Raw genomic sequence first — 21,460 nt, 5'->3', positions numbered from 1 at the left:
TTTAGCGGCTGCCTCTCTGGCGCCCGCGAATAAATCCTCTGCCCAGCCATCGACTACGCCCTCTTCGCGTCGCGATTATTCGCTTCCGATCTGGAACTCGATGACCGTCCGCACGCCAAACCGTGGCTGCGCTTCCCCATCGACAATCTTCGGATTGTACTTCCACCGTTCGGCAGCGCGGGTCGCGTAGCGTTCGTAACAGCGATCAGTGGAGTCGAGCACATTCACGTTCGTCACCTGCCCCTCGGGGGTCACGTCGAATTCAAGGCTCACCCGCTGTGTCGTTCCGGCCTGGCGATCATCGATGCACCGTTCCCAATTCGTGGGGGGAATCCGCACAATGGGCTGAGCATCACGGTCCGGATTGAACCCGGACCCGATATCGACATCGGCATCAAAGCTCGGCGCTTGGGCGCGAACCCCCTCAACCGACGGCTGAAATGTCGCATTGTTGATGGCCGGCGGCGGGGGCGGCGGCTGATCGAGAGAGGGCCGTTCGAAAACTTTCTGGTTCCGAATCTCAGTGTCCTGAATCTGACGCGTAAAGCTAATATTCGCCTGCTGCCGATCTTCCGCGGGCGGCAATTCGTTAACCCGAATGAGGCCCCACATAAAAAGGAAGAGGAAGACGGTGACGATGGCAGCCAGAGGAAGTCCGACAAAGCCGCGAAGCAAAGAAGCCATGGGAATTGCGTCCTTCTCGGTTACAAGAGTTCGGTCGAAACGGCGATATCGTCGACACCGGCGTCTTCAATCTCGCGGAGCACATCGAGCATCGTCCGTGAACGGCTATTGGTATCCGCTTGCAAAACAGCGCCCCCCTTCGGAGTCTCTTTACGCAGCTCGCGCACATGAAATCCAAGCTCTGACAATTCGACCTGCTCGTTATTCACGAAGATCTCGTCGTTCTCAGAAATCGCCACCAAGATCGCCGGGTTTTGTTCTTCCTGCGTCACGACAAGGGGGCGAGTCGGATCGATGCCCGGCTCCTTGATAAAGGTCGATGTCACGATGAAGAAAATCAGCATGATAAAGACAATATCCAACAGGGGCGTGACGTTGACATCATCGTCCTGTTGCGCTGTCGCGGTGCGACTGACCCGTCTTGCCATCTTCCTGCTCGCTCCGTTGCCCGCCTAATTGGAGGGGGCCGCTAACCCATATCCCTGCCATCCTCGGAAGGATCGCCCAATCATCCTATTCGTCCTGCGCCGTCACCGTGATCCGACCGTAACGTGCTGGGCCGGCGGCGATCCGCGCCTCGTCCAAGGTCGTGATCGTATCTCCGGTCGACGCCTCACCCGCGGCACTGATGATCACCACGGCTTTGTCATTCTCTCGCGCGAAGAATTGCTCGACCACCGAGCTTACGGACCGCGGGTCGACTTCGCGAATATTGTCTACGCGAACGAAACCGTTGGACTGCACCGACAATAACAATGTCGGCGGTGGCTGAGTGTCCTGATCTTCCGGTGAAGGATCCGGAAGAGTCGGCGTGATCCCATCTTCGTAAACGAACGTCGCCGTCACGATGAAGAAAATCAGCATGATGAAGACGATGTCGAGCAGAGGGGTGACGTTGACATCGGCCGCTTCGTCACTGCTGGCGCGTCTGCGAATTGCCATGCCTTACCCCACCACAAGATTCTGTTGCGCCATCCGCACCTGGTAGGCTGCCTGACGCTCGATGAAATTCATCAACAAGATTCCCGACAACGAAGCGACCAGCCCCGCCATGGTGGGAATTGTCGCCCGGGTAATACCGCCCGCCATCAGACGCGCATTGGACGACCCGGTAGAGGCCATGACATCGAAGACCTCGACCATGCCGGTCACGGTTCCCAACAGCCCCAAAAGAGGGAGGATGGCAATCAGAACGCGGATGACCGTAAAGTTGGCGGTCGTCGTTTGCATGACCTCAGAAATCGCGCGGTCCCGGATCGCGAAGGCGTACCATGAATTGTGGTCCCCCCGCTCCTCCCAGTCCTGCTCCGCTTCCTTACGGCGGCGACTGCCCGCCACCGAAAAGAAGAGGACCCGTTCGAGGATCAACAGCCACATGATGAATGTGACGATCATGATGGCCACAAGGACGTTGCCGCCGGCGACCAGGAATGCCTGAAGATTCTCCAGAGCATTGGCAGGATTGAAGATATCAGCTCCCACGATCTGGTCTCCTTCCCGTTCCGCCGATCAACGGCTTTCCGCGTGTTCCGCGATCATTCCGGCAGCCTGCTCTTCCAGCGTTTGGGCCACCGACTTAGCGGAACCCGACGCAAAGGCGTGGAGCAGAAGAAGCGGGATCGAGGCGATCAGTCCGAGCACTGTGGTAACAAGCGCCTGGGAGATCCCGCCCGCCATGATCTGCGGGTCACCGGTCCCGAACAGCGTGATCTGCTGGAAGGTCACGATCATCCCGACGACGGTCCCCAAAAGGCCCATCAGCGGCGCGATGGCGGCGAGCACTTTGACGAGATTGAGACCCCCCTCAAGCTTCGGCAGCTCCCGCAAGATCGCATCATCCAGTTTCAGCTGAAGGGTTTCAATATCGGCCTGGGTGTTGCTGTCATAGGCCATCATCACACGGCCAAGCGGGTTGCCCCGAGACGGGGTCGATTTCCGAACCTGACCCTTCACGGCCATATTGATCGTGAACAGACGGACCAGTTTGTAGACGCCGATTATCATCCCGATCACGAACACGATCGCAATGGCGTAGCCGACGGTACCGCCCTGATCAAAACGCTCTTTCAGGCTGGGACTCGTCACCACCAGCTCAAGCAGGGTGCCGGTGGTGGGGTCGATCGTCCCCGCCACATAGCCGTCACCACTATAATTCTCGACGCGCCGGGCATTGGACACCGCATTGGCCGTTTGAGGCTGACGCTCAAGCTCGGTCAGGCGCGGACGCGGTGAGCCTTCGGCCGCTTCCATCGTGTAGTAATTGCCACTCGCGAACGCCGCATAAGGACCAATCCGAGTCACTTCCTCGGCAGCGGTCTCCCCATCCTTAGTGACGACGGTCGCGTCGAAGGTCACCACATTCGACTGCCCGACCATCTCCTGAAGATGGGTGAGATAGATGCTCTCCAGCTCTTCAACGGTCGGCAAGGTGCGAGATTGCGCGATTTCATGCAGCGCCGCCGCCCGGCCCGGATATTGCGCGGAGATCACGGAATTCCGCAATTGCGCAGAAAGATCCGCCGCCGCGGACCGTGCCGCCCCGAACAGTTCACCGAACTCGCCCTGCTGACGTTCCAGCTCGCTCTGAAGCTCCTGAATGCGCTCATCATTCGCGCGGAACTGAGCTTCGATCTGGTCCGACTCAGCTTCGGCAGCGGCCACTTCCCGGCGAATTGTCGCCAGCCGCTCCTGCTGACGATTCCGCTCGCGGAGGAACTCGGCGATCCGCTGCTCACTCTCTTGACGGGCCTGCTGGCGCGATTCCCGCGCCTCCCGCAGCACATCGTTCAAGGAAATTTCCGATTCCTGGGCGTGACCGACCACAATACCGGCCGAAACGATGGCAGCAACCGCCGCAGCGCCAGCCCTCAAGGTCTTGAAAAAGCTCATAGTCCTCAATCCTCTACGCACCGGCGCTTACTGCGCGGCCTCTTCATCCGTGGTGGCTTCCTGATCAGCCTCTTCGACCATCTCTTCTGCGGGGGCGGTCACCACCGGTGCCGCCGCATCGCTGTCGCCTGAAATCGGCGCACTCACCGGGATCGTCATCAGATCGGGCGGCAATTGTTCATTGGCGATCCGGATCCCGCGAACGACATCTTCCATGAAGGACCGGTCGAGATCGACGAAACTGCCCACCTTTGGATCGTATATCCGCAGCAGGCTGTTATCGGCCGTCTTGTAGATCAGCGCGAGGCGACCAATCCGCAGGAACTCGACCTGAAGCTCCTCCCCCGCATCGGTCGTGACGACCCCCTTATAACTGTCGAGGGTGCGACCATATTCGTTTTCGATCTGATAGGCTTCGACGATCAGATTGTAGCGAGAAGCGGCCGTCTGGGTACTGTCGGCCATCACTTCGCGAAGGCGCTCAATCCGCTCCATCCGCTCAGTCTGAAGGAAGGGCGTGTCCGCCTCGACGAAGGCAGCCAAGGTATTCATCATATCTTCAAGCAACGGCAGGGTCGCCTGCTGCAGACCTTCGATATTCTCGACGTCCTGCTCCAGCCCCTCGATCTCCCGAAGCTGGTTCTCGACTTCCCGACGACGGCTGGCATTGAAGCGCCGCAACAATTCGGCCTGCTTTTGAGCCGCGCGATAATCGCCAAGCAACTCGGTCGCCTGCTGATCAAGCTCCTCAACCCGCTGCTGCGAGCGCGCGCCCTCGTCCACCGCAGCCTTGCTCTCGTTCAGCGCGGCCCGAAACTGCGCCGAAGCCGGCGTCATCAGCGCTAAAGAACAAAGGGCCGCAGACCCCATCAAAGCCAAACTTTTCATCATCTGCTCACCTACCGGATGCTTCCATCTGGGGACCAACAAAGTCGCCCCCTTGCTCTCATCCACGTCAGCCTAACCTGACGCGGCGCACATTCAACACTTCGTTTGATGCTAGCACGATCCTCGACCAAATCCGACAGACACACTCTCAGTGATCCTCACATCCGAAGATCGCCCCCGCCGAGCCCCATTCACCAGGTCACTCGACAAGGGGAGATTGTCTCTCGCCAATTCAGGCCAGCCCCGCACGCACCCCTTCGCTCACATGATATGGTATCACATTAAGAACGGCGGCGCGTCAATATGAACAAGCTTCGCACTGCAAAAAGATCGCAAAACTGCCATATTTCCTGGGCGAAGAACGGCGCCCAATGCATCTGCGCGAGCAGAAAATGGCTGGGGTGGCAGGATTCGAACCTGCGGTACGCGGTACCAAAAACCGTTGCCTTACCACTTGGCTACACCCCAAGAGAGGCGCGCATATATCGAGCCCGCCGCGCCGGCGCAACTCTTTCCGCGCAAAACTCATCGGTAGTCCGGCGGCAGTCCGGCGCCCCATCGTCGCGCCTTTTTTGCCGCTCCCCTCTCCGCTTACCCAGCCTGGACAGCATCGGTTTCTTTTAGGCAGGACGCCCTTGGGCATTGCGCACCGCCCCTTGGCGGATTATGGCCACGGCTTCGGAGTGTAGCTCAGCCTGGTAGAGCACTGTCTTCGGGAGGCAGGGGCCGTGAGTTCGAATCTCGCCACTCCGACCATTTTGGGCCGGTGTCTTCATGGTGACAGTTTTCCCCCTCAGTGACCTGGTCTTTCTCGGTCCGCAGATCCGCCCTCACGAGGCGACTCCGTTAAAGGAAGCAGGCATTGTCCGGGTGATTTGTAATCGTCCCGACGGTGAAGCCGCCGATCAGCCCCGAGCCGAGGATGTTAAGAGCGCCCTGGCCGCCATGGGGATCGCCTTCGACTACCTCCCCATTGGCGGACAAGGGATCGATCAATCTCTCATCGATCAGGTGGCGAACCGGCTGAGCGCCGCTGAGCCTTTGCTGCTCTATTGTACAAGTGGTCGCCGATCTTCGGTCATTTGGGGCCTGGCCGCGGCAAGCCTTGGACAATCGGCCGAGGCCATCATCAAAATGGCCGCCGGGGCGGGCTACGATCTCACGCCCTATCGCTCCGTGCTCGAAGGCTTTGCCGCCGATGCCCAGGCGCGGGCAAAAGCCGCCGACAAAGAGACCGACGGGGCCTTGTAATGGCTATCCCCTTTATCAAAGCGTTCGACCCGGAATACGGCGAAGCGGTGCCGCTTTCTCCCCTCGTCACCCGCGTAGTGGCGAAGAATCCCGGCCCCTTTACCTTCACCGGCAGTGGAACCTATCTCGTGGGGGATCGCGAAGGGGTCGCGGTGATCGACCCCGGCCCCCAGAACGATGCCCACCGGGCCGCCCTTCTGGCGGCGGCTCCGGGCCCGATCACGGTGATATTGGTCACCCATACGCATCTCGATCATTCCGGCGGCGCGGCGGCCCTCGCCGCGGAAACGGGCGCGCCCGTCATCGGCTTTGCGCCCCACGCGGTGAGCCCAGACAAGGCCCCCCCCGCCCTCGACGAAGGCGCGGACTGGTCATTGCCCTTCGACAGCTTCCTGGCGGATGGCGATGACATTGCCTTGCCCGCTTGCCGGCTCACCGCCATTCACACCCCAGGTCACTGCGCCAACCATCTGTGCTTTAGCCTTGAGGCCGAGGGCGCGCTCTTCACTGGGGATCACATCATGGGGTGGGCCACCACGGTGATCGCCCCGCCCGACGGGGACATGGAAGCCTATCTCGACAGTCTCGACCGCCTGCTGGCGCGGGAGGATCGGGTTTACTATCCAACCCATGGCGCGCCCATCGCCGATAATCCCAAAGGGTTTGTCGAAGCCATCAAGGCGCACCGCTTGGCGCGGGATGCGGCGATCCTCGCTGCGGTCCCCCTCCAGGGCGACCCCCCTGTCAGGGCGCGCGACATTGCGGCGGCGGTCTATACGGATATCCCCCAGGGACTGTTGATGGCCGCCACCTTGAATGTCACCGCGCACCTTGCCCGGCAGGAAAAAGCGGGGCTCGTTCTGGCCACAGACGGCGGCTATTGCCGCCTCTAAGGTAGCGGCGACATTTAGCCGTAACGAACGGGGGAAAGACCAGAAGGCGGGGGAAAGAACAGAGTAGGGAAAGACATTGGGCGTTGCGCGGTCTATGTGTCCCTTCCATCGCGCCCCAGTGGTATGTCCCTGCGAGTCAATGGCCAGTCAGAGAAAGATCATCAGCGTGCCTGCCTCCCCTCCCCACGCCTATGAAGAAGTCACCCGCGGGATCAAAATCACCGTCGAGCCGGACTTCCTCGAAGAGGAGTCAGAGCCCCATGATGATCATTACGTCTGGTCCTATACCGTGCGCATCGATAACGCCTCGGATGTGGTCGTCCAATTGAGAGACCGAACCTGGTACATCACCGATGCCAATGGACGGACGGTCACCGTCACCGGCGATGGAGTCGTCGGAGAGCAACCGGTCCTGCACCCGGGTGAGGCCTATGAGTACACCTCCGGCTGCCCGCTTCGAACGCCTTCAGGATTGATGGTAGGGAGCTATGGCATGGAGACCGCCAGCGGTGAGTCCTTCAAGGCCCACATCCCCGCCTTTTCTCTCGACAGTCCCCATGATCGTCCGCGCCTCAACTAATCACCTCAGAAGAGCGACAGTCCCGCAGATCCCCCCCCGGTGTAGCAAGGCAGCGGCATGATCGATCTACGGCCGGTGATGCTGATCGTTGGGATATTTGTCATGGCCACCGCTGCCCTGATGTTGATCCCCATGGTCGCCGATTTGCTGGCAAACCATCGGGACTGGCGCGCTTTTGCCGGGGCCGCGCTGATCAGTGGCAGTGTCGGCGCCGCCATGGCGGCCAGCAATTGGGGGCGCGTTGACACGATCACGACGCGGCAGGGTTTTTTGCTGACCGGTGCCAGTTGGCTCGCCATCGTCACCGCTGCAGCCATCCCCTTGATGCTCGGCGTCCGTGGACTGAGCTTTACCGATGCCTTTTTCGAAGCGATGTCGGGCCTGACCACCACGGGGGCGACGGTCGTCACCGGCCTTGACACCTCCCCCCCTGGGTTTCTGCTTTGGCGATCCATGCTGCAATGGATCGGCGGTGTTGGGATCGTCATCATGGCCATCGCGATCCTGCCATTTCTCTCAGTCGGCGGGATGCAGCTCTTCCGATTGGAAAGTTCCGATCCCTCGGAAAAACTCCTCCCGGGGGCATCGCAGATCGCCACATGGATCATCTGGATCTATGTCACTTTTACCGCAACGTGCTTCGTTATCTATTGGGCGATGGGCATGTCGGGATTTGATGCCATCAACCACGCCATGACCACCATCGCGACCGGCGGCTTTTCCACAAAGGACGCCTCCTTCGGCTATTTCTTGACGCCTGAAAGCAATACCGGCCCCGTCGATGTGGTCGCAACGGTGTTTATGCTGATCGGGGCGCTGCCCTTTGGCATCTACATGCTGGCCCTGCGCGGCAATCTCAGCCGGTCGTTGAGTGACAGCCAGACACGGTTTTTCCTCGCCGCCGCGTTTCTGTTCAGCCTCGTGATTGGCTTACGGATTATCGTTCTTTTCGACTTTGATATCGTGACCGGCTTCCGCCTCGCCTCCTTCAATGCCGTCTCGATCATGACGGGAACAGGCTATGCGTCGACGGATTATTCCCAATGGGGCCCCTTTGCGGTGGGGTTCTTCTTTTGCATCATGTTCGTTGGGGGGTGTGCCGGATCGACTTCCTGTGGTCTCAAGATTTTCCGACTGCAAGTCGCCGTGGCGGCGCTGTTTCTCTATATTCGCCGTCTTACCCATCCCCACAGGGTCACCGTCGCCCGGTATAATGGCCGCCCGTTGACGGACGAAGTTTTCTTATCGGTTCTCAGCTTCTTCTTTATCTATTTCGCGACCTTCGCGACATCGGCGGTGTTTCTCTCCCTCTATGGCCTCGACACGGTCACCGCGCTGTCGGCGGCGGGCACGGCGATTGCCAATGTCGGGCCGGGGCTGGGGGAGATCGTGGGGCCTGCGGGCAATTTCAGCAGTCTGCCCATTGCGGTCAAATGGACGCTGAGCCTGACCATGCTGCTTGGCCGCCTCGAACTCCTGACGATCCTTGTCATGCTTACGCCCAGCTTCTGGAGCCGCTGATCGTTTCGGGACTGAAGGCTGTTTCAGTCAATCGGAGTCGTAAAACGTCTCTCGCAATTTGTTTTGTCGTATTATTTGAGGCGAACCGGTTCCCACTTCGCTTGAAAAGCTCTAGCCCCCGATTTCGAGAGCATATCCGGCGGACCGGACGGTGCGGATCGGGTTCTGGTGGCCGTGGGCGTTCAGCGCCTTTCTCAACCGTCCAATATGGACATCAACCGTACGCGCCTCAACGAACACATCGGACCCCCAGACCGCGTTCAATAATTGCTCGCGACTGAAGACTCGGCCTGGATTTTGGATGAGATGGTCGAGCAGACGAAATTCCGTCGGCCCCAAATGCACTTCTTTTTCTCCGCGGCGCACGCGATGGGCCGCGCGATCAATTTGGATATCGCCGCAGGTAACCGCCTCAGCAATCAAACTAGGTCGCGCGCGCCGAAGCACCGCTTTGATACGAGAGCTCAACTCGGAGACCGAAAACGGCTTGACCACGTAATCGTCCGCCCCCGTATCGAGTCCGCGCACCCGGTCGCCCTCTTCGGCCCGCGCGGTCAGGAGGATGATCGGAATGCCCTCGGTCTCAGGCTTCATCCGCAACCGCCGACAGACCTCAATGCCTGAGACCTTTGGGAGCATCCAATCAAGGACGATCAAGTCGGGTTTGCTTTCTTCGATTTGAATCAGTGCTTCTTCACCGTCTTCGGCGATAAGCGTCTCATACCCTTCGCGGGAGAGATTGTACTCAAGAAGACCCGCAATTGTCTCTTCGTCTTCTACGATCAGAATTCTGGTTGCCGTCATGGCCCCAAATCCTCTCAGCCGGTGCGACCTGGGGTATCCCTCTTCAGCGGATAGCCGGTCAAGCTTGTGTTGTCTTTTTTCGGCCGCTCGTCGGTCAGCTCTTCACCTGTCAGGGTATAATGCACCCGCTCGGCGATATTCGTGGCATGGTCGCCAATGCGTTCGAAATTCTTCGCAATGAACACAAGATGCGTGCCAAGCACGACACCGGCGGCCGATTGGCTCATGCTCACCAGGATGTCGCGGAAGATCGAATTATAAAGGTCGTCGATCTGATCGTCCGCCTGGCGGACCGCGATCGCCGCCTCGGCATTACCGCGGAAGAGCGAATCGAGGCTCTCCCCAAATTGCGTCAAAGCCCGGCGCCCCATCCGCGCGACCACCGGCATGACGTCGCTCGCCGCCTCGCTCGGATCAAGGTCGCCAACCACCGTCGTGCGTTTGGCAACATTCTTCGCCAAATCGCCGATCCGCTCCATCTCCGCGGCAATCTTGATGGCGGTCATCGCCCGTCGCAGCGGGCTCCCCGAGGGGCGACGCGCTTCCAACAACGCCACGACCTGACGCTCAATCGATTGCTCATAGTCGTCGATTTCGACGTCCCGGTGACGGATCTCCTCCGCCAGCAGGAGATCCCGCCGTTCAAAGGCAATGATCGACTGGGCCACCTGCTCCTCGACCGCTCCCCCCATGGTCGCGAGAGTGATCTCGATTTTATCCAGACGGCCTGTCATGGTCTTGAGGAGCCTGAAGGGCATAATGGCATAATCCCACTCAACGCCCGGAAAATGGCGGATTCTTGTGACATATTCTTGTCTCCGAACGCTTCCACCTTAGGTTGCTCCCTCTTTCTCACGCGAAGCTGTCACCGCCGTCTTCCGGCTCGATGGAAGAAAGAAGCAAAAGCTCGCCCCCTCCCCGGGAACACTCTCAATCCGCATCCCCCCCCGATGGCGGTAAAGAATGTGCTTGACGATCGCCAGGCCAAGCCCAGTGCCCCCCTTCGACCGACTAAGCTGCGGATTTACACGATAAAACCGTTCCGTCAGTCGGGGCAAATCATTGGGATCGATCCCGTTGCCGCGGTCCGAGATCCGAACGAAGACCAGTTCCTCCAAGGGGATTCCGATCCTAACGGCGATTTGGACGGGACTGTCCCCCGTCGCATGGGCGTGATCGCGAAAGGGGGGCACACCGCGCCCGGCGGTGATCGTCACCACGGCCGGCTCCTCTTCGGAGGGGCGACCGTATTTAACGGCATTCTCCACCAGATTGGCCATCACCCGAAAGAGTTCGTCGCGCTCCCCGATGGCGACCACCCGCTCGCTCGGCAGATCGAGAATGACGTGCCCCTGTTCCCGTTCGAGGAGAGGTTGCAGTGACTCCACTACCGATTGGGCCAGCGACCCGAGCGCCACCTCATCGGACGGAGGCCGGTTCTCTTTCAACTCGATGGCAGACAGGCCGATGAGATCTTCGACGAGACGGAGCATTCGGTCGATCTGTCCGGCCATAATCTTCAAAAACCGCGCCTGAGCCTCCGGATCGTCGCGCGCATGCCCTTGCAGCGTTTCGACATAGCCGCCCATCGAGGTCAGGGGCGTCCGTAATTCATGGCTCGCATTGGCAACGAAATCCGTCCGCATCTGCTCAAGTTTCTTCTGCTCGGTCCGGTCTCTCAGCATGAGGAGGGTCAGATCCTCGGTCTCGCCGGAAGGCGCGCGCAGCCGTACGGCATAGAAAAGCGCGGTCCGCTCCATCGGGCCAAGCAGGGTGATCTCGGTTTCGATTGGCTCCTCGCTGGATTTGGCCTCGCGGATGAGGTCCAACGCCTTTGGATTGCGCACGACACTGGAAATATGCCGCCCCTCGCAATTCATGCCGAAATAGGCTGTCGACGCCGAATTGGCCGCTTCGACCCCCCCGCGAGGGTCGAGCAGTAGGACCGGTTGAGGAAGCGAGTCGAATACCGAGGAAAGGCGATGAAGTTCCTGACGATAGTCAGCGATTTCCTGCCGAAAGGAAGGGCCGCGGCTGACGCTGTGGGGCGCAAGAAAGCGCAGGCCGATGGCTGACAGGAAAAGGCTGCCGAGGAGGACCCCATGGGCAAGCCCCGGCTCCTCCGCCATCAAGGCCAAGATCAGGACACCGAGCCCGAAACCGGCACAATAAAGAAAGTGCCCCGTCTCACGATGCCGACCAGGAAACAGCGCGAGCTTACGAAATCGCTTTATCATGTCCCCCACCGGCCTTCCTGGCGCAGCCACGAGCATGTCACCTCAGCGGGGCGAAGGGGCGGATCAGGTGAGAAAGCCAAAGAGCTTTTTGGTCTCCTGAACGACAGGGGCCGCAATGGACCGTGCCCGCTCCGCCCCCGCCCGTAATACCGCGTCGATATGATCTGGATTCTGCTTGAGACGGATCATCTCGCTTGAGATCGGCGCCAAGGTGGCCACGGCAAGGTCCGCAAGGGCAGGTTTGAAATGCCCAAAGCCCTGCCCCCCATAGGTCGCCAACACTTCTTCGTGGGTCTGGCCAGACAGCGCCCCGAAAATGCCGACAAGGTTCTTGGCCTCCGGCCGCCCCTCAAGCCCCTCGACGGTCTCCGGCAAGGGCTCAGGATCGGTTTTCGCTTTCTTGATTTTCCGCACCAATTCGTCGGGCGTATCCATCATGCCGATCCGGGAAAGATCGGAAGGGTCGGATTTCGACATCTTCTGGGTACCGTCCCGCAGCGACATAATGCGCGCGCCGGGGCCCTGGATCAGCGGTTCGGGCAAGGGGAAGAAATGCTCAGCATCGAAATCACCGTTGATTTTGGCGGCGATGTCCCGAGCCAATTCCAGATGCTGCTTTTGATCCTCGCCCACCGGCACATGGGTGGCCCGATACACCAGAATGTCAGAGGCCATCAGGATCGGATAGACAAAGAGGCCCACGGACGCGCGCTCCTTGTCCTTCCCCGCCTTGTCCTTGAACTGGGTCATCCGGTTCAGCCAGCCCATGCGGGCAACACAGGTCAAAAGCCAATTGAGCTCAGTATGTTCGGGGACAGCCGATTGATTGAAAATGACGGCTTGCTCGGGGTCGATCCCCGCCGCCAGATAGGCCGCCGCCACCTCCCGCGTCTGATCGGCAAGCGCTGCCGGATCCTGCGGTACGGTGATCGCATGCAAATCGACAATACAATAGAGCGCCTCGAAGCGCGCCTGCAAGTCCACGAACTTGCGGATCGCGCCGAGGTAATTCCCCAAATGGAGATGTCCTGTCGGCTGAACCCCCGACAGGACGCGATGCTCGCTTAGCTGTGTCACGCAGCCGTTGCGGTGCCCCTGGACGCCTCCGAAGTCAAGACAATCCACCGCGCGGTGTGGCCGATCGTCGTGTTGGCCTCAGGGTAGAGCGGCGCCAAGAGCGGCCATGCGTGCACAAGGCCCTCTTTGCTGACAAGCTCAACGGGGACCCCGGCCTCTTTCGCCCGGCTGGCGACCCGACGCCCATCATCCCGCAGCATTTCGGTGGTGCTCACAAAGACAAGCAGCGGCGGGAAACCGGCAAAATCAGCGAAGACCGGCGAGATCTTCGGATCGGTGGCGTCCACCGATCCGCGATACATGTCGGCTGCCTTGCGCGCACCGGCAGGGGTCAACATCCGCTCGGTGGGCTCATTCTCGACGACGCTCTCGCTGCCATGACTAAGATCGGCCCAGGGAGAGTAGAGAAAGGCGCCGCCGGGCACCGCGCTCCCCCGCTCCTTCAGCGCGATGATGAGGGCGAGGGTCAGTCCGCCCCCCGCAGAATCACCACCGACATAGACGGATTTCGGGTCGATCCCTTTGCCCATCAGGTAATCCCACGCCGCCAGGGCATCCTCCAACGCCGCGGGATAGGGGTGCTCTGGCGCCAGACGGTAATCCACAGAGAAGACCTTGGCGCCGGTCTGCTTTGCGAGCCGGGTCGTCAGGGCGCGGTGGGTCTTTGGCGTGCAGAAGACATAGCCGCCGCCGTGCAGATAGAGGATGGTCTTATCGGCAGCCGGCCCCTCTTTTTTCGGGCTCAGCCACTCGCCTGCAGGCGCCGTCGTCCGCTCAATCGTCACATCCGAGGGCAAGATCAGCCCCGGAGAGGGGGGAACGATCTTGCGAAGGGTGTTGACGTTCGCATTCTCCCCCAAAAATTGCTGAAGCGTAAACCGTGTGCCTTGATTGAGTAATTTCGCCTGTAAGCTCGGCATTTTTATCCTCCCGATCCGAAGTCAGGAGGTGGTTTTGCCTCTTTTTTTGGAAATAGTCAGCCCCGCGGCCGCGTGTTGAGATAGAGGAGCGGATCGACGGGTTTTCCCCTATGTCTAATCTCAAAATGCAGATGGGCCCCCGTGGCATTACCGCTTGCCCCCGCAAACCCGATCGTCTGTCCACGGTAGACCCTTGATCCCGGCTGCACGGTGAATTTGGAGAGGTGCGCATACCAGGTTTCGACCTCTCCCTTGTGGCGCACCTTCACGAGCCGGCCGAAGCCCCCCATCCACCCGGCGAAAATGACCCTCCCGTCCTCAGCTGACGCAATTGGCGTCCCGCTCGGCGCACGCAGATCGACGCCATAGTGCGGGCGGCCCGGCGCCCGCATGCCGAAAGGAGAATTCACGGAAAGCTGCGGCACAGGCGCAGCAAAGGCCCCCTCGACCCCGCGCTGGCTGGCACATCCCGAAACGATCAGCATAAGAGCAAAAAGCGCACCGCTTTTAATCTGCGTAGTACCGACCATTTTGCCCATAATAGCGTTCGCTTCCCTGATAGCCGTAGCCGGACTGAGCTTTGACATCGACTTGGGTCAGTAGGGTTCCCATCAGGACGGTATCGATCTCGCCCAGAATTTTGCGCGCGTTCTTCGCCACAACCACCGGCGTTTGCTTCCACCGAACGCAGTGCACCACACGGTCCGCGGCGCTCGCCACAGCCCGGCTATCGGCAACCGCACTGAGGGGAGCGGTATCAAGAATGATGAGATCATAGCTCTGGCGCACTTGCTCCAAGAACGCAGCAAACCCCCGTCCACTGAACAAATCGCCTTGGCCGGACCGATCCTCACGCACCGGCAACACCGTCATGTCGCTGCGATCATCGTCCACCAAGGCCTCGTCCAACAGGGCCTCCCCACCGATAATCTCCGCAAGACCGATCGTCACATCGTCGGACGAAAACTGGCTTGAGAGGACACGGCGGCGAATATCGCAATCGACAAGAAGAACCCGGTCGCCGCTCATCGCCGCAATCCGGCCGAGGGCCAGCGCGGAGACGGTTTTGCCTTCGCCGGATACCGCCGAGGTGATCGCCACGACCTGCCCCCTCTCGGCTTTGCCCGACCCGAGGACAAGGGCGCTCCTTAGCGTTCGATAGCTCTCAGCGAACGGAGACAAGGGTTTGTCGAGGACATAGGTTTCGGCTTGGCTGCCGGCCTTTTTCAGCCGCGCGGCGGAAAGCAGCGGCACGGCCGCGATGAGCTTCGTGCCAAGCTGTCGCTCAATATCCTCTTCTGTCCTGAGCCCTGAATCGAAGATCTCTGCCAGGACGATCATGAAGGCGCCCATCGCCCCGCCGAGCAAAAGCCCGAGAGCCAGATTGATCTTCGTATTGGGGAAGACAGGCGTGGTCGGCACGAAAGCCTCGTCCGCGATGCGGGCATCTGCCTCTGCGAGATTTTCGAACAGATCGGCCTGTTGGGAGCGCTGCAGGAGCTGCTCGTAATTCCGCCGGTTCACATCGGCGATCCGCTCCAGCTCCCTCAATCGAACGAGGGCTTGATTATCGTCGGTCAGCGAATTTCGTAGGTCGGCAATCGATTGTTTGAGGGTTGTGACCCGCTGGCGCGCCACATCGACATCGTTTCGCAGCGACCCGACGATACGCTCTATTTCCGCGTCGATCTTGGCGGAGAGTTCGACTTCTTCGGACTGGAGTTTATCGAGGGAGGGGTGAAGCGGCCCATACCGATTTTCGAGATCCGCGCGACGGCGGGATAGTTCCGCCTGCTGCGCCCGCAGGCTGCCGATCACGGGCGAGGCCAGGACATCGGAAATGCCGTCGAGATTGGCCCCAAGGGAGAGCCGTCGATTGACCCCGAAGAGCTTGGCCTGCCGCTCAGAAAGCTCAGCCTCCTGAATAATCAGTTCCGCCTGCAAATCGGAAATCTGCTGCTCGGCCAGCAACGAACCCTTGGCCGACAGAAGGCCGTTATCGGCACGATACCGCTCGACCGCGTTCTCCGCGATTCTCAGCTTTTCTTGATGTTCGGCAACCGCCTCGTCGAGGTGATTGCTAATCAGTTCATAGGTGTCGAATTTCTGGTCGAGGGTGTCGACGACATAACTCTCGGCGAAGGCATTTGCCAGCCGCGCCGCCATCTCAGGATCTCGGCTCTCGGCGGTAATCTTGATGGCATAGGTGATCCCGGCCCGCTGGACATCCACCGCCTCCATCAGCCGATTGAGCGTGCGTTCACGCATCACCGTTTCGCTGATCTGTTCGTCACGCCGCAATTGCTCAGGCAACAGACGGCTCAACCACCCCTCTTCTTCTGTCAGCGTGGGGTTGAATTCCGGATCGGCATAGAGGTTGAGGTCGTCGGCAACCTTCCGGGCCAAGGATCGGCTGGCGATCAACTGCACCTCTGTATCCACCGTCGCCGCATCGGGAGAGATGCCGGCAATAATGGCGGACACATCGAGGGCTTGGGTCTCCCGCGCATTGAGGACGACCCGGGCCTCGCTGGCATAGATCGGGGTCAACTGAAAGGTAATCGCCATGACCACAGCGAGGGTGAGAACCGCCGCGGCCGCAAAGAGCCGCAGGCGACGGCGCAAAATCCGCCAGAGGCCGGGCACATCGATCCCGGCCCTTGGGTCATTCTCGTTCACCCGCAGGGAAAGGGGAATTGACGAATAGGCGGTCATGGGGCCCTCTTTCCTGTCATGCTGCGCTTTGCCGGCCCCCGCTTACCGGACAAACCGTCACCATCTCGCGACCAGACAAGGTTAAGATTCCGGTTCAACGTTGTAACGAGACCGTCCACAGCACCTGGTGAATATCGTAGTCGGTGTCGAAGCCACCGGAAAACACGTCAACATCGACCGACTGGCTCTCATAGGAATAGTCGAGGGCCGAAGAGACGTAGCGGGTGAAGAACACCTCCGCCCCAAACCCCGCAGCCAGCCTGTCAAAGCTTTGCTCGATCGGCTGGCCGTTCTCGTCGAGGACCGGATCGCCGCTGAAGTCGACGAGATTGTCCTCATAGGTATCTTCACCGACCCCGACGAAAGCGTTGAGAAGCACATTCCGTCGCAGTTCATGATCGACACGCAGAACCGCTTCGGTACGGACAAACCCGCCGGCCGTGGAAACGGCCGACTCATCCGCCCCCCGGCTGGCCGCCAAGGTCACGGTGGTCAATTGACTGGGGAACCATTCAAGCGCCGCATTGACACTCGCCCCGCTCAAATCGGCAAAGCGCTCGCTGTCAAAATCCTGCTCGAAATAGCCGGCACCGATACGGCCGCGTAACAGGTCGGTGAGGTCGAAATCGACCCCGGCATTGACCTCAATCCCCGCAGAATCGCGGGTGACGCCGTCCACGGTCCGATCAAAATCGACCTGATTGGCCTCAATGGAGACATAAGCCGCCAAATCGGGGCTAAGGGCGTAGGCCGCTTCCCCCAGGACGGCGGTCCGCAGGCGGTCCCGGAAATCCTGATCGAAGTCGGTACTACTGGCGGGCAGCTCGGCAATAATCAGTTGGGCATCGTCAAAATCGTACTCAACGGCACTGAACCGCAAACGGGAGGCCAGCCGCCCCGTCTCCCAACGCGCGCCGACAACGCCCTCGGACTGCGTATATTCCACCGGCTCTTCGAATAAAGCCGAGCCGGTATTGTTCCGACGGCTTTCATTCAGCTTGTCGAAGGACAACCCAGCATAAAGCGCCAACGTCTCGGCGATATCGAGCTGGCCGCGGGAATACACCCCAGCATCGACAGTGCTGCGATCGTCGAATTCGAAGAATTGCGAGGCTTCGACATAGCCGCCCAGGGCGACATAGTGGCGACTCCAGATGCTTTCCGCTTCGGCGCTGGCCCTGACGAAGGTAAAGGCATCGCCTTCATCCTCGAAGCTTTGCGCGTCTTCGTCGTCGACATCGGAGAGGGCGAAAACATTCGACGAATAGCCGACACCGAGATCGAGGCGCGGCTTCAGCACATACGCGCCCACAGGCACGCCGGGGGCTTCGTAGCCGGGACGGTCCCGTTCAGCGACACTGACATTTCGATCCCTTACGAAAAGAGATTGGGCGGCCGCCTGCTGAAGGGCCAACGCCCCCGCCAGCGAGACGCAAGCACCCGCCGTGGCTACCTTGGATATACTCAACTTCTTCACGCCGCTTCTCCTGGAGCGATCACCCACTGCCCCGGTGCTGCCCCCCCCCCGTCTGTGGAGAGGATACAGACACCCTTTATAGCTGACCAGCTTTTCCACAGCCTTAACGCTTGACAAGGAAAGCGAATATTGGGCGGAAAGGCGACTAACTTAGAAGAATCGCTCGCCAATGCGGATTGTGTCCCCCGGCCGGACAGGAGTGGTGGAGGTCAGCGGGTAGCGTTTCTCGGCCTCTTCCCCTTCGCGGCGGATATAGACCACCCGCTCATTGGCCCGGTAGGTAAACCCTTCCGCCGTTGCCACCGCGTTGAGGACCGTGAGCCCCGCCTGATAGGGATAGGTCCCCGGTCGGCTCACCTCCCCCAGGATAAAGAACGGCCGATATTGTAGGACCTCAATCGACACCCGGGGGTCCTTGAGATACCCCGCCATCAAGCGATCGCGCACCGACTGCCGGAAATCGGACACCGTCAGACCGCCCGCCCGAATCTCCCCCACCAAGGGCAGGGAGACATGTCCCTCACCGTCGACCACATAATCCCCCGAGAGATCGTTTTCGTCATAAATGACGAGCCGCAAACGGTCCCCCGACGCCAATTGATAGTCCGCCGCCTCAAACGGCTCCCGCGCCTCCAGCGACGCTGTCTCCGTTGGGGCGGGCATGGTGCCGCAGCCTGAAAGGCCAACCATCAGCAAACTTATGAGGAGGACGGCGAGGCGCATAGACGGTCCTTCACATCAGATGAACGGATCGGGGAAAGCGTAGGGTAAATTCCCTAACTTTTCTCCTTCCTTATGGGCACCTCGCCGGAGGGTCACAAGAGACGCCTCGGTGACAATGACGACATTCCGCTTGCGTCCACCGCCAGCACACTTATTGCGAAGGGGTCTTGGGGCTCGCGGAGGACTGAACGTGCCGATATTTCACCTGATCATCCTGGCCGTGGTCCAAGGTTTGACCGAGTTTATCCCTGTCAGCTCCTCGGCTCACCTCATCCTCGCCCCCTTCGTCCTTGGATGGGAAGATCAGGGCCGCGCCATCGATGTGGCCGCCCATGTCGGCAGTCTGGCGGCGGTGCTTCTTTATTTCCGCCACGAAACCGGCATGCTGGTGCGCGGCGGTACCGATGTGCTGCGGTGGAAAGCCACCCCCGACCGTCACCTCTTTCTCAGCCTCGCCATGGCGACGATCCCCCTGCTCATCGTTGGGGTGGGGCTCGCGGCGTCGGGCCTAGCCGATCAGATGCGCAACCCCATCGTCATTGCCTGGTCGAGTATTATCTTCGGTGTCGTCCTCTATTTCGCCGACCGGGCCGCAACGACCCGTCACGAGCTGCCGACGGGGTGGGGGAAAGTGCTGACCATCGGCGCGGCCCAAGCGCTGGCCGCCATCCCCGGCACCAGTCGCTCGGGCATTACGATCACAGCGGCGCGGTTTTTAGGCTTTGACCGCGACAGCGCCGCGCGGTTTTCGATGTTGCTGGCGATCCCGGCGATTTTAGCCTCGGGCGCCTACGAAACTCTTGACCTTCTCAAGGAAGAAAGTTCGGCGGCGATCATGCCTGTTCTTACCGTCGCCCTGTTCAGTTTTGGGGCAGCCTATCTCGCGATTGGCGCATTTTTGGCCATGCTCAAGCGCGTCGACTTCACAGTCTTCGTTCTTTACCGAATTGCTCTTGGGGTAGTTCTTTTAATCATCTTCAGCTGAGTCCTTGGCAGATTGGTCCAAGGCGTTACATTATCCTGTATCAGCATGGTTTCGGCTGTGTCTTGGTCGGAGATAAGTGTTCGCGGTCAAGCGCTTCACTCTTCTTCAAGAGGATCGAGCTAAGCCGAATAGCCGTTGGGTGAACACCATGGGGAGTGGGCGAACGCGCTGCTCACTGGGGGTCTGTCCTTAGCAGAAGGGGCTTCGGTCATATGTCAAATTTGTCGAATACCCCCCTGGCCAATAAACGGCTCTGCTATATTCGTCCGGTTATGGCGCGGGATGTGCGGGACGAAATCGAACGTGAAGCGAGCGAAGCCAGCAGCGCCTTTCCGGATGACAGTATCCTTTACGCCCTCCACGGCGAAGATGGGGTCCGCATTGCGCTGATGAGCGATCGAGACATCGCCTTCGCCGCCGCTCGCCAACATGAGATGACACCGCTCAGCGTGCACTAACGCGCACAGCGCTCTTAGTGCCCAATCGGCGGCATCTGTGATCGGTGGGGCCGCACTCGCGCGCCCTCAACTCCCATTGCCCCTCAATCGAAGGGTGTCAGGGCGTCAATCAGGCCGCCCTAACGTTCAAAAAACCTGTGAGCAGGCCGTAAACCCCCTCCTCGGAGCCAGCTCCGCGCAGGGATTTCTGCGCCTCCACCGGCCGCACCAAGCGGGCGACCCGGGCCAAGGCCTTCAGGTGATCCGTCGTGGCCTCTTCAGGGGCCAGGAGGAGAAAGAGCAAATCCACCGGCTCATCGTCGACGGCGTCGAAATCGATGGGCTTGGCGACCCGCGCAAAGGTCATATGCAACCGATCAAGGGCGATTTTCGCATGGGGAATCGCAATCCCTCGCCCAATCCCGGTGGAGCCCAATTGCTCACGGGACATCAACGCCTCAAACACCTTATCGGCATCAAGGTCGAGGCGGCGGGCCGCATGGTCGGCAAGCGCCTTAAGCGCCCCGCGCTTGCACCGGGCGTTCAGCCCAAGAATGATGTCCTCTTTCGCCAAAAAAGCGCTGAGATCGTTTGCCATAATCAACCCCTCGCCAATGGGGAAACAACCATTGGCATCGTTGTTCTATCACGGACTGGTAGCCACAGACAAAACCAAAGCAAATCAAAATTTTAGTCATGGTTGAGCGGCGTTTCCCCAATCGGCGACGATCAGCCTCTGCGGCCCCCGTCGATCCAACCGACATTGCCGTCATCGCGACGATAGACGACGTTGAGATCGCCATGTTTCGCGTTGCGGAAGATGACAACGGGATCGTCGGCCACCTCAAGCTGCAAAACAGCATCCGATACCGTCATCTCACGCAATATCGTGGCGCGCTCCGCGATCACAAGGGGGCCATCCTCGCCCTCGGGGGCCTCCGCCTCGTCACTTTCGTCAACGGCCTCTATCGATCCCTGGAGAATGTAGGAGGAAGCCTCCTCCGCCGGGAGCGGAGAGCGATTGGAGGTATGATGATCCTTCAACCGACGCTTATACCGCCGCAGCCGTTTTTCGAGCTTTTGCAGGGCCGTGTCGAAGGCCCCATAGGCATCCTGACCTTTGCCGTGCGAGGCGAGGAAGACCCCCGAGGCCAGGTGCAACGTAATCTCGACGGCGTTGCCCGATCCCTCTTTTTGAAACGTCACCTGCCCCTCGGCCGAGCGGTCGAAATACTTCTCCACCCCCGCCGACAGCGTTTCGGTCACATGGTCTTGCAACGCCCTCCCAAGATCGATGCCTTGGCCGGTGATTTGAACATCCATGAAGCGCTCCTTTGATAATGTTTTTATGACGCTTTGTGCCCGCTTCTGCCAAGAGC

General features: G+C 60.0%; 23 protein-coding genes and 2 tRNA genes. 7 read left to right on the top strand and 18 right to left on the bottom strand.

Annotation, left to right across the window (positions count from 1 at the left end):
- Window positions 1-75: 75 nt before the first annotated feature.
- The 7 genes from PB2503_RS05980 to PB2503_RS05950 form a co-directional block, all read right to left on the bottom strand.
- Window positions 76-684, bottom strand: coding sequence for an energy transducer TonB (locus tag PB2503_RS05980; protein WP_013300335.1), 609 nt, complete (start codon window positions 682-684; stop codon window positions 76-78).
- A gap of 20 nt (window positions 685-704) precedes the next feature.
- The gene (locus tag PB2503_RS05975; RefSeq protein ID WP_013300334.1) at window positions 705-1,112 is read right to left on the bottom strand and encodes an ExbD/TolR family protein; all 408 of its coding nucleotides are present in this window, start codon (window positions 1,110-1,112) and stop codon (window positions 705-707) included.
- Between the two features lie 85 nt (window positions 1,113-1,197).
- A complete protein-coding gene (locus PB2503_RS05970) occupies window positions 1,198-1,626 on the bottom strand; it encodes an ExbD/TolR family protein (RefSeq protein ID WP_013300333.1) in 429 nt (142 codons plus the stop codon).
- 3 nt (window positions 1,627-1,629) lie between these two features.
- Entirely contained in the window at window positions 1,630-2,166 is a 537-nt protein-coding gene (locus tag PB2503_RS05965) for a MotA/TolQ/ExbB proton channel family protein (RefSeq protein WP_013300332.1), read from the bottom strand.
- A 27-nt stretch (window positions 2,167-2,193) separates the two neighbouring features.
- Window positions 2,194-3,573 carry a MotA/TolQ/ExbB proton channel family protein gene (locus PB2503_RS05960; RefSeq protein WP_013300331.1) on the bottom strand — a complete coding sequence of 460 codons (1,380 nt, stop codon included), beginning with the start codon at window positions 3,571-3,573 and terminating at the stop codon, window positions 2,194-2,196.
- Window positions 3,574-3,600: 27 nt separating this feature from the next.
- Window positions 3,601-4,464, bottom strand: coding sequence for a DUF3450 domain-containing protein (locus PB2503_RS05955; protein WP_013300330.1), 864 nt, complete (start codon window positions 4,462-4,464; stop codon window positions 3,601-3,603).
- 390 nt (window positions 4,465-4,854) lie between these two features.
- A tRNA-Gln gene (locus PB2503_RS05950) sits at window positions 4,855-4,929 on the bottom strand.
- Window positions 4,930-5,140: 211 nt separating this feature from the next.
- Here PB2503_RS05950 and PB2503_RS05945 point away from each other — a divergent pair.
- From PB2503_RS05945 to PB2503_RS05925, 5 genes are all read left to right on the top strand, one after another.
- Window positions 5,141-5,217 (top strand) — tRNA-Pro (locus tag PB2503_RS05945).
- Between the two features lie 18 nt (window positions 5,218-5,235).
- Complete coding sequence (locus PB2503_RS14315; protein ID WP_013300329.1) at window positions 5,236-5,712, top strand: protein tyrosine phosphatase family protein; 477 nt, start codon at window positions 5,236-5,238, stop codon at window positions 5,710-5,712.
- Window positions 5,712-6,605 carry an MBL fold metallo-hydrolase gene (locus tag PB2503_RS05935; protein ID WP_013300328.1) on the top strand — a complete coding sequence of 298 codons (894 nt, stop codon included), beginning with the start codon at window positions 5,712-5,714 and terminating at the stop codon, window positions 6,603-6,605. The genes PB2503_RS14315 and PB2503_RS05935 overlap by 1 nt, the downstream gene beginning before the upstream one ends.
- A gap of 166 nt (window positions 6,606-6,771) precedes the next feature.
- A complete protein-coding gene (gene apaG, locus PB2503_RS05930; RefSeq protein ID WP_013300327.1) occupies window positions 6,772-7,185 on the top strand; it encodes a Co2+/Mg2+ efflux protein ApaG in 414 nt (137 codons plus the stop codon).
- Between the two features lie 57 nt (window positions 7,186-7,242).
- Window positions 7,243-8,706, top strand: a complete 1,464-nt coding sequence (locus tag PB2503_RS05925) for a TrkH family potassium uptake protein (protein WP_013300326.1) — start codon at window positions 7,243-7,245, stop codon at window positions 8,704-8,706.
- A 111-nt stretch (window positions 8,707-8,817) separates the two neighbouring features.
- Here the strand turns inward: PB2503_RS05925 and phoB are convergent, their stop codons facing one another.
- The 9 genes from phoB to PB2503_RS05880 all read right to left on the bottom strand — a co-directional run bounded on the left by phoB (window position 8,818) and on the right by PB2503_RS05880 (window position 18,659).
- Window positions 8,818-9,510, bottom strand: a complete 693-nt coding sequence (gene phoB / locus PB2503_RS05920) for a phosphate regulon transcriptional regulator PhoB (RefSeq protein WP_013300325.1) — start codon at window positions 9,508-9,510, stop codon at window positions 8,818-8,820.
- 14 nt (window positions 9,511-9,524) lie between these two features.
- Window positions 9,525-10,268, bottom strand: a complete 744-nt coding sequence (phoU, locus tag PB2503_RS05915; RefSeq protein ID WP_013300324.1) for a phosphate signaling complex protein PhoU — start codon at window positions 10,266-10,268, stop codon at window positions 9,525-9,527.
- 75 nt (window positions 10,269-10,343) lie between these two features.
- A complete protein-coding gene (locus PB2503_RS05910) occupies window positions 10,344-11,747 on the bottom strand; it encodes an ATP-binding protein (protein ID WP_013300323.1) in 1,404 nt (467 codons plus the stop codon).
- Window positions 11,748-11,810: 63 nt separating this feature from the next.
- Window positions 11,811-12,824, bottom strand: a complete 1,014-nt coding sequence (gene trpS / locus PB2503_RS05905) for a tryptophan--tRNA ligase (RefSeq protein WP_041534914.1) — start codon at window positions 12,822-12,824, stop codon at window positions 11,811-11,813.
- Window positions 12,821-13,744, bottom strand: a complete 924-nt coding sequence (locus tag PB2503_RS05900; protein WP_013300321.1) for an alpha/beta hydrolase — start codon at window positions 13,742-13,744, stop codon at window positions 12,821-12,823. Before PB2503_RS05900 ends, trpS begins: the two co-directional genes overlap by 4 nt.
- Before the next feature lie 56 nt (window positions 13,745-13,800).
- Window positions 13,801-14,229: a M23 family metallopeptidase gene (locus PB2503_RS05895; RefSeq protein WP_013300320.1), complete on the bottom strand. Its 429-nt coding sequence runs from the start codon at window positions 14,227-14,229 to the stop codon at window positions 13,801-13,803.
- Between the two features lie 22 nt (window positions 14,230-14,251).
- Window positions 14,252-16,459 carry a GumC family protein gene (locus PB2503_RS05890; protein ID WP_013300319.1) on the bottom strand — a complete coding sequence of 736 codons (2,208 nt, stop codon included), beginning with the start codon at window positions 16,457-16,459 and terminating at the stop codon, window positions 14,252-14,254.
- Window positions 16,460-16,553: 94 nt separating this feature from the next.
- Window positions 16,554-17,936: an outer membrane beta-barrel protein gene (locus PB2503_RS05885; protein WP_013300318.1), complete on the bottom strand. Its 1,383-nt coding sequence runs from the start codon at window positions 17,934-17,936 to the stop codon at window positions 16,554-16,556.
- Between the two features lie 150 nt (window positions 17,937-18,086).
- Complete coding sequence (locus PB2503_RS05880) at window positions 18,087-18,659, bottom strand: polysaccharide biosynthesis/export family protein (protein ID WP_013300317.1); 573 nt, start codon at window positions 18,657-18,659, stop codon at window positions 18,087-18,089.
- 190 nt (window positions 18,660-18,849) lie between these two features.
- Here PB2503_RS05880 and PB2503_RS05875 point away from each other — a divergent pair, with 190 nt between their 5' ends.
- Together PB2503_RS05875 and PB2503_RS05870 are read left to right on the top strand one after the other, a co-directional pair.
- The gene (locus PB2503_RS05875) at window positions 18,850-19,644 is read left to right on the top strand and encodes an undecaprenyl-diphosphate phosphatase (protein WP_013300316.1); all 795 of its coding nucleotides are present in this window, start codon (window positions 18,850-18,852) and stop codon (window positions 19,642-19,644) included.
- A gap of 212 nt (window positions 19,645-19,856) precedes the next feature.
- The gene (locus PB2503_RS05870) at window positions 19,857-20,102 is read left to right on the top strand and encodes a DUF1150 domain-containing protein (RefSeq protein ID WP_013300315.1); all 246 of its coding nucleotides are present in this window, start codon (window positions 19,857-19,859) and stop codon (window positions 20,100-20,102) included.
- Between the two features lie 109 nt (window positions 20,103-20,211).
- Here PB2503_RS05870 and PB2503_RS05865 read toward each other — a convergent pair whose 3' ends face one another.
- Window positions 20,212-20,679 carry a PTS sugar transporter subunit IIA gene (locus PB2503_RS05865; protein WP_013300314.1) on the bottom strand — a complete coding sequence of 156 codons (468 nt, stop codon included), beginning with the start codon at window positions 20,677-20,679 and terminating at the stop codon, window positions 20,212-20,214.
- Between the two features lie 131 nt (window positions 20,680-20,810).
- Window positions 20,811-21,404, bottom strand: coding sequence for a ribosome hibernation-promoting factor, HPF/YfiA family (gene hpf / locus PB2503_RS05860; RefSeq protein WP_013300313.1), 594 nt, complete (start codon window positions 21,402-21,404; stop codon window positions 20,811-20,813).
- Window positions 21,405-21,460 lie beyond the last annotated feature (56 nt).

This window comes from Parvularcula bermudensis HTCC2503 (assembly GCF_000152825.2).
GTDB classification, from domain to species: Bacteria; Pseudomonadota; Alphaproteobacteria; order Caulobacterales; family Parvularculaceae; genus Parvularcula; species Parvularcula bermudensis.
The sequence above is the reverse complement of the archived record's forward strand: the minus strand, read 5'-3'. Positions and strand labels throughout refer to the sequence as shown.

Coding starts and splice junctions, on each gene's coding strand:
- PB2503_RS05980 (WP_013300335.1), bottom strand. CDS start 684: ATGGCTTCTTTGCTTCGCGGCTTTGTCGGACTTCCTCTGGCTGCCATC.
- PB2503_RS05960 (WP_013300331.1), bottom strand. CDS start 3,573: ATGAGCTTTTTCAAGACCTTGAGGGCTGGCGCTGCGGCGGTTGCTGCC.
- PB2503_RS05890 (WP_013300319.1), bottom strand. CDS start 16,459: ATGACCGCCTATTCGTCAATTCCCCTTTCCCTGCGGGTGAACGAGAAT.
- PB2503_RS05970 (WP_013300333.1), bottom strand. CDS start 1,626: ATGGCAATTCGCAGACGCGCCAGCAGTGACGAAGCGGCCGATGTCAAC.
- PB2503_RS05880 (WP_013300317.1), bottom strand. CDS start 18,659: ATGCGCCTCGCCGTCCTCCTCATAAGTTTGCTGATGGTTGGCCTTTCA.
- PB2503_RS14315 (WP_013300329.1), top strand. CDS start 5,236: ATGGTGACAGTTTTCCCCCTCAGTGACCTGGTCTTTCTCGGTCCGCAG.
- PB2503_RS05895 (WP_013300320.1), bottom strand. CDS start 14,229: ATGCTGATCGTTTCGGGATGTGCCAGCCAGCGCGGGGTCGAGGGGGCC.
- PB2503_RS05865 (WP_013300314.1), bottom strand. CDS start 20,679: ATGGCAAACGATCTCAGCGCTTTTTTGGCGAAAGAGGACATCATTCTT.
- PB2503_RS05900 (WP_013300321.1), bottom strand. CDS start 13,744: ATGCCGAGCTTACAGGCGAAATTACTCAATCAAGGCACACGGTTTACG.
- PB2503_RS05935 (WP_013300328.1), top strand. CDS start 5,712: ATGGCTATCCCCTTTATCAAAGCGTTCGACCCGGAATACGGCGAAGCG.
- PB2503_RS05955 (WP_013300330.1), bottom strand. CDS start 4,464: ATGATGAAAAGTTTGGCTTTGATGGGGTCTGCGGCCCTTTGTTCTTTA.
- PB2503_RS05870 (WP_013300315.1), top strand. CDS start 19,857: ATGTCAAATTTGTCGAATACCCCCCTGGCCAATAAACGGCTCTGCTAT.
- PB2503_RS05910 (WP_013300323.1), bottom strand. CDS start 11,747: ATGATAAAGCGATTTCGTAAGCTCGCGCTGTTTCCTGGTCGGCATCGT.
- PB2503_RS05975 (WP_013300334.1), bottom strand. CDS start 1,112: ATGGCAAGACGGGTCAGTCGCACCGCGACAGCGCAACAGGACGATGAT.
- hpf (WP_013300313.1), bottom strand. CDS start 21,404: ATGGATGTTCAAATCACCGGCCAAGGCATCGATCTTGGGAGGGCGTTG.
- PB2503_RS05925 (WP_013300326.1), top strand. CDS start 7,243: ATGATCGATCTACGGCCGGTGATGCTGATCGTTGGGATATTTGTCATG.
- phoU (WP_013300324.1), bottom strand. CDS start 10,268: ATGCCCTTCAGGCTCCTCAAGACCATGACAGGCCGTCTGGATAAAATC.
- phoB (WP_013300325.1), bottom strand. CDS start 9,510: ATGACGGCAACCAGAATTCTGATCGTAGAAGACGAAGAGACAATTGCG.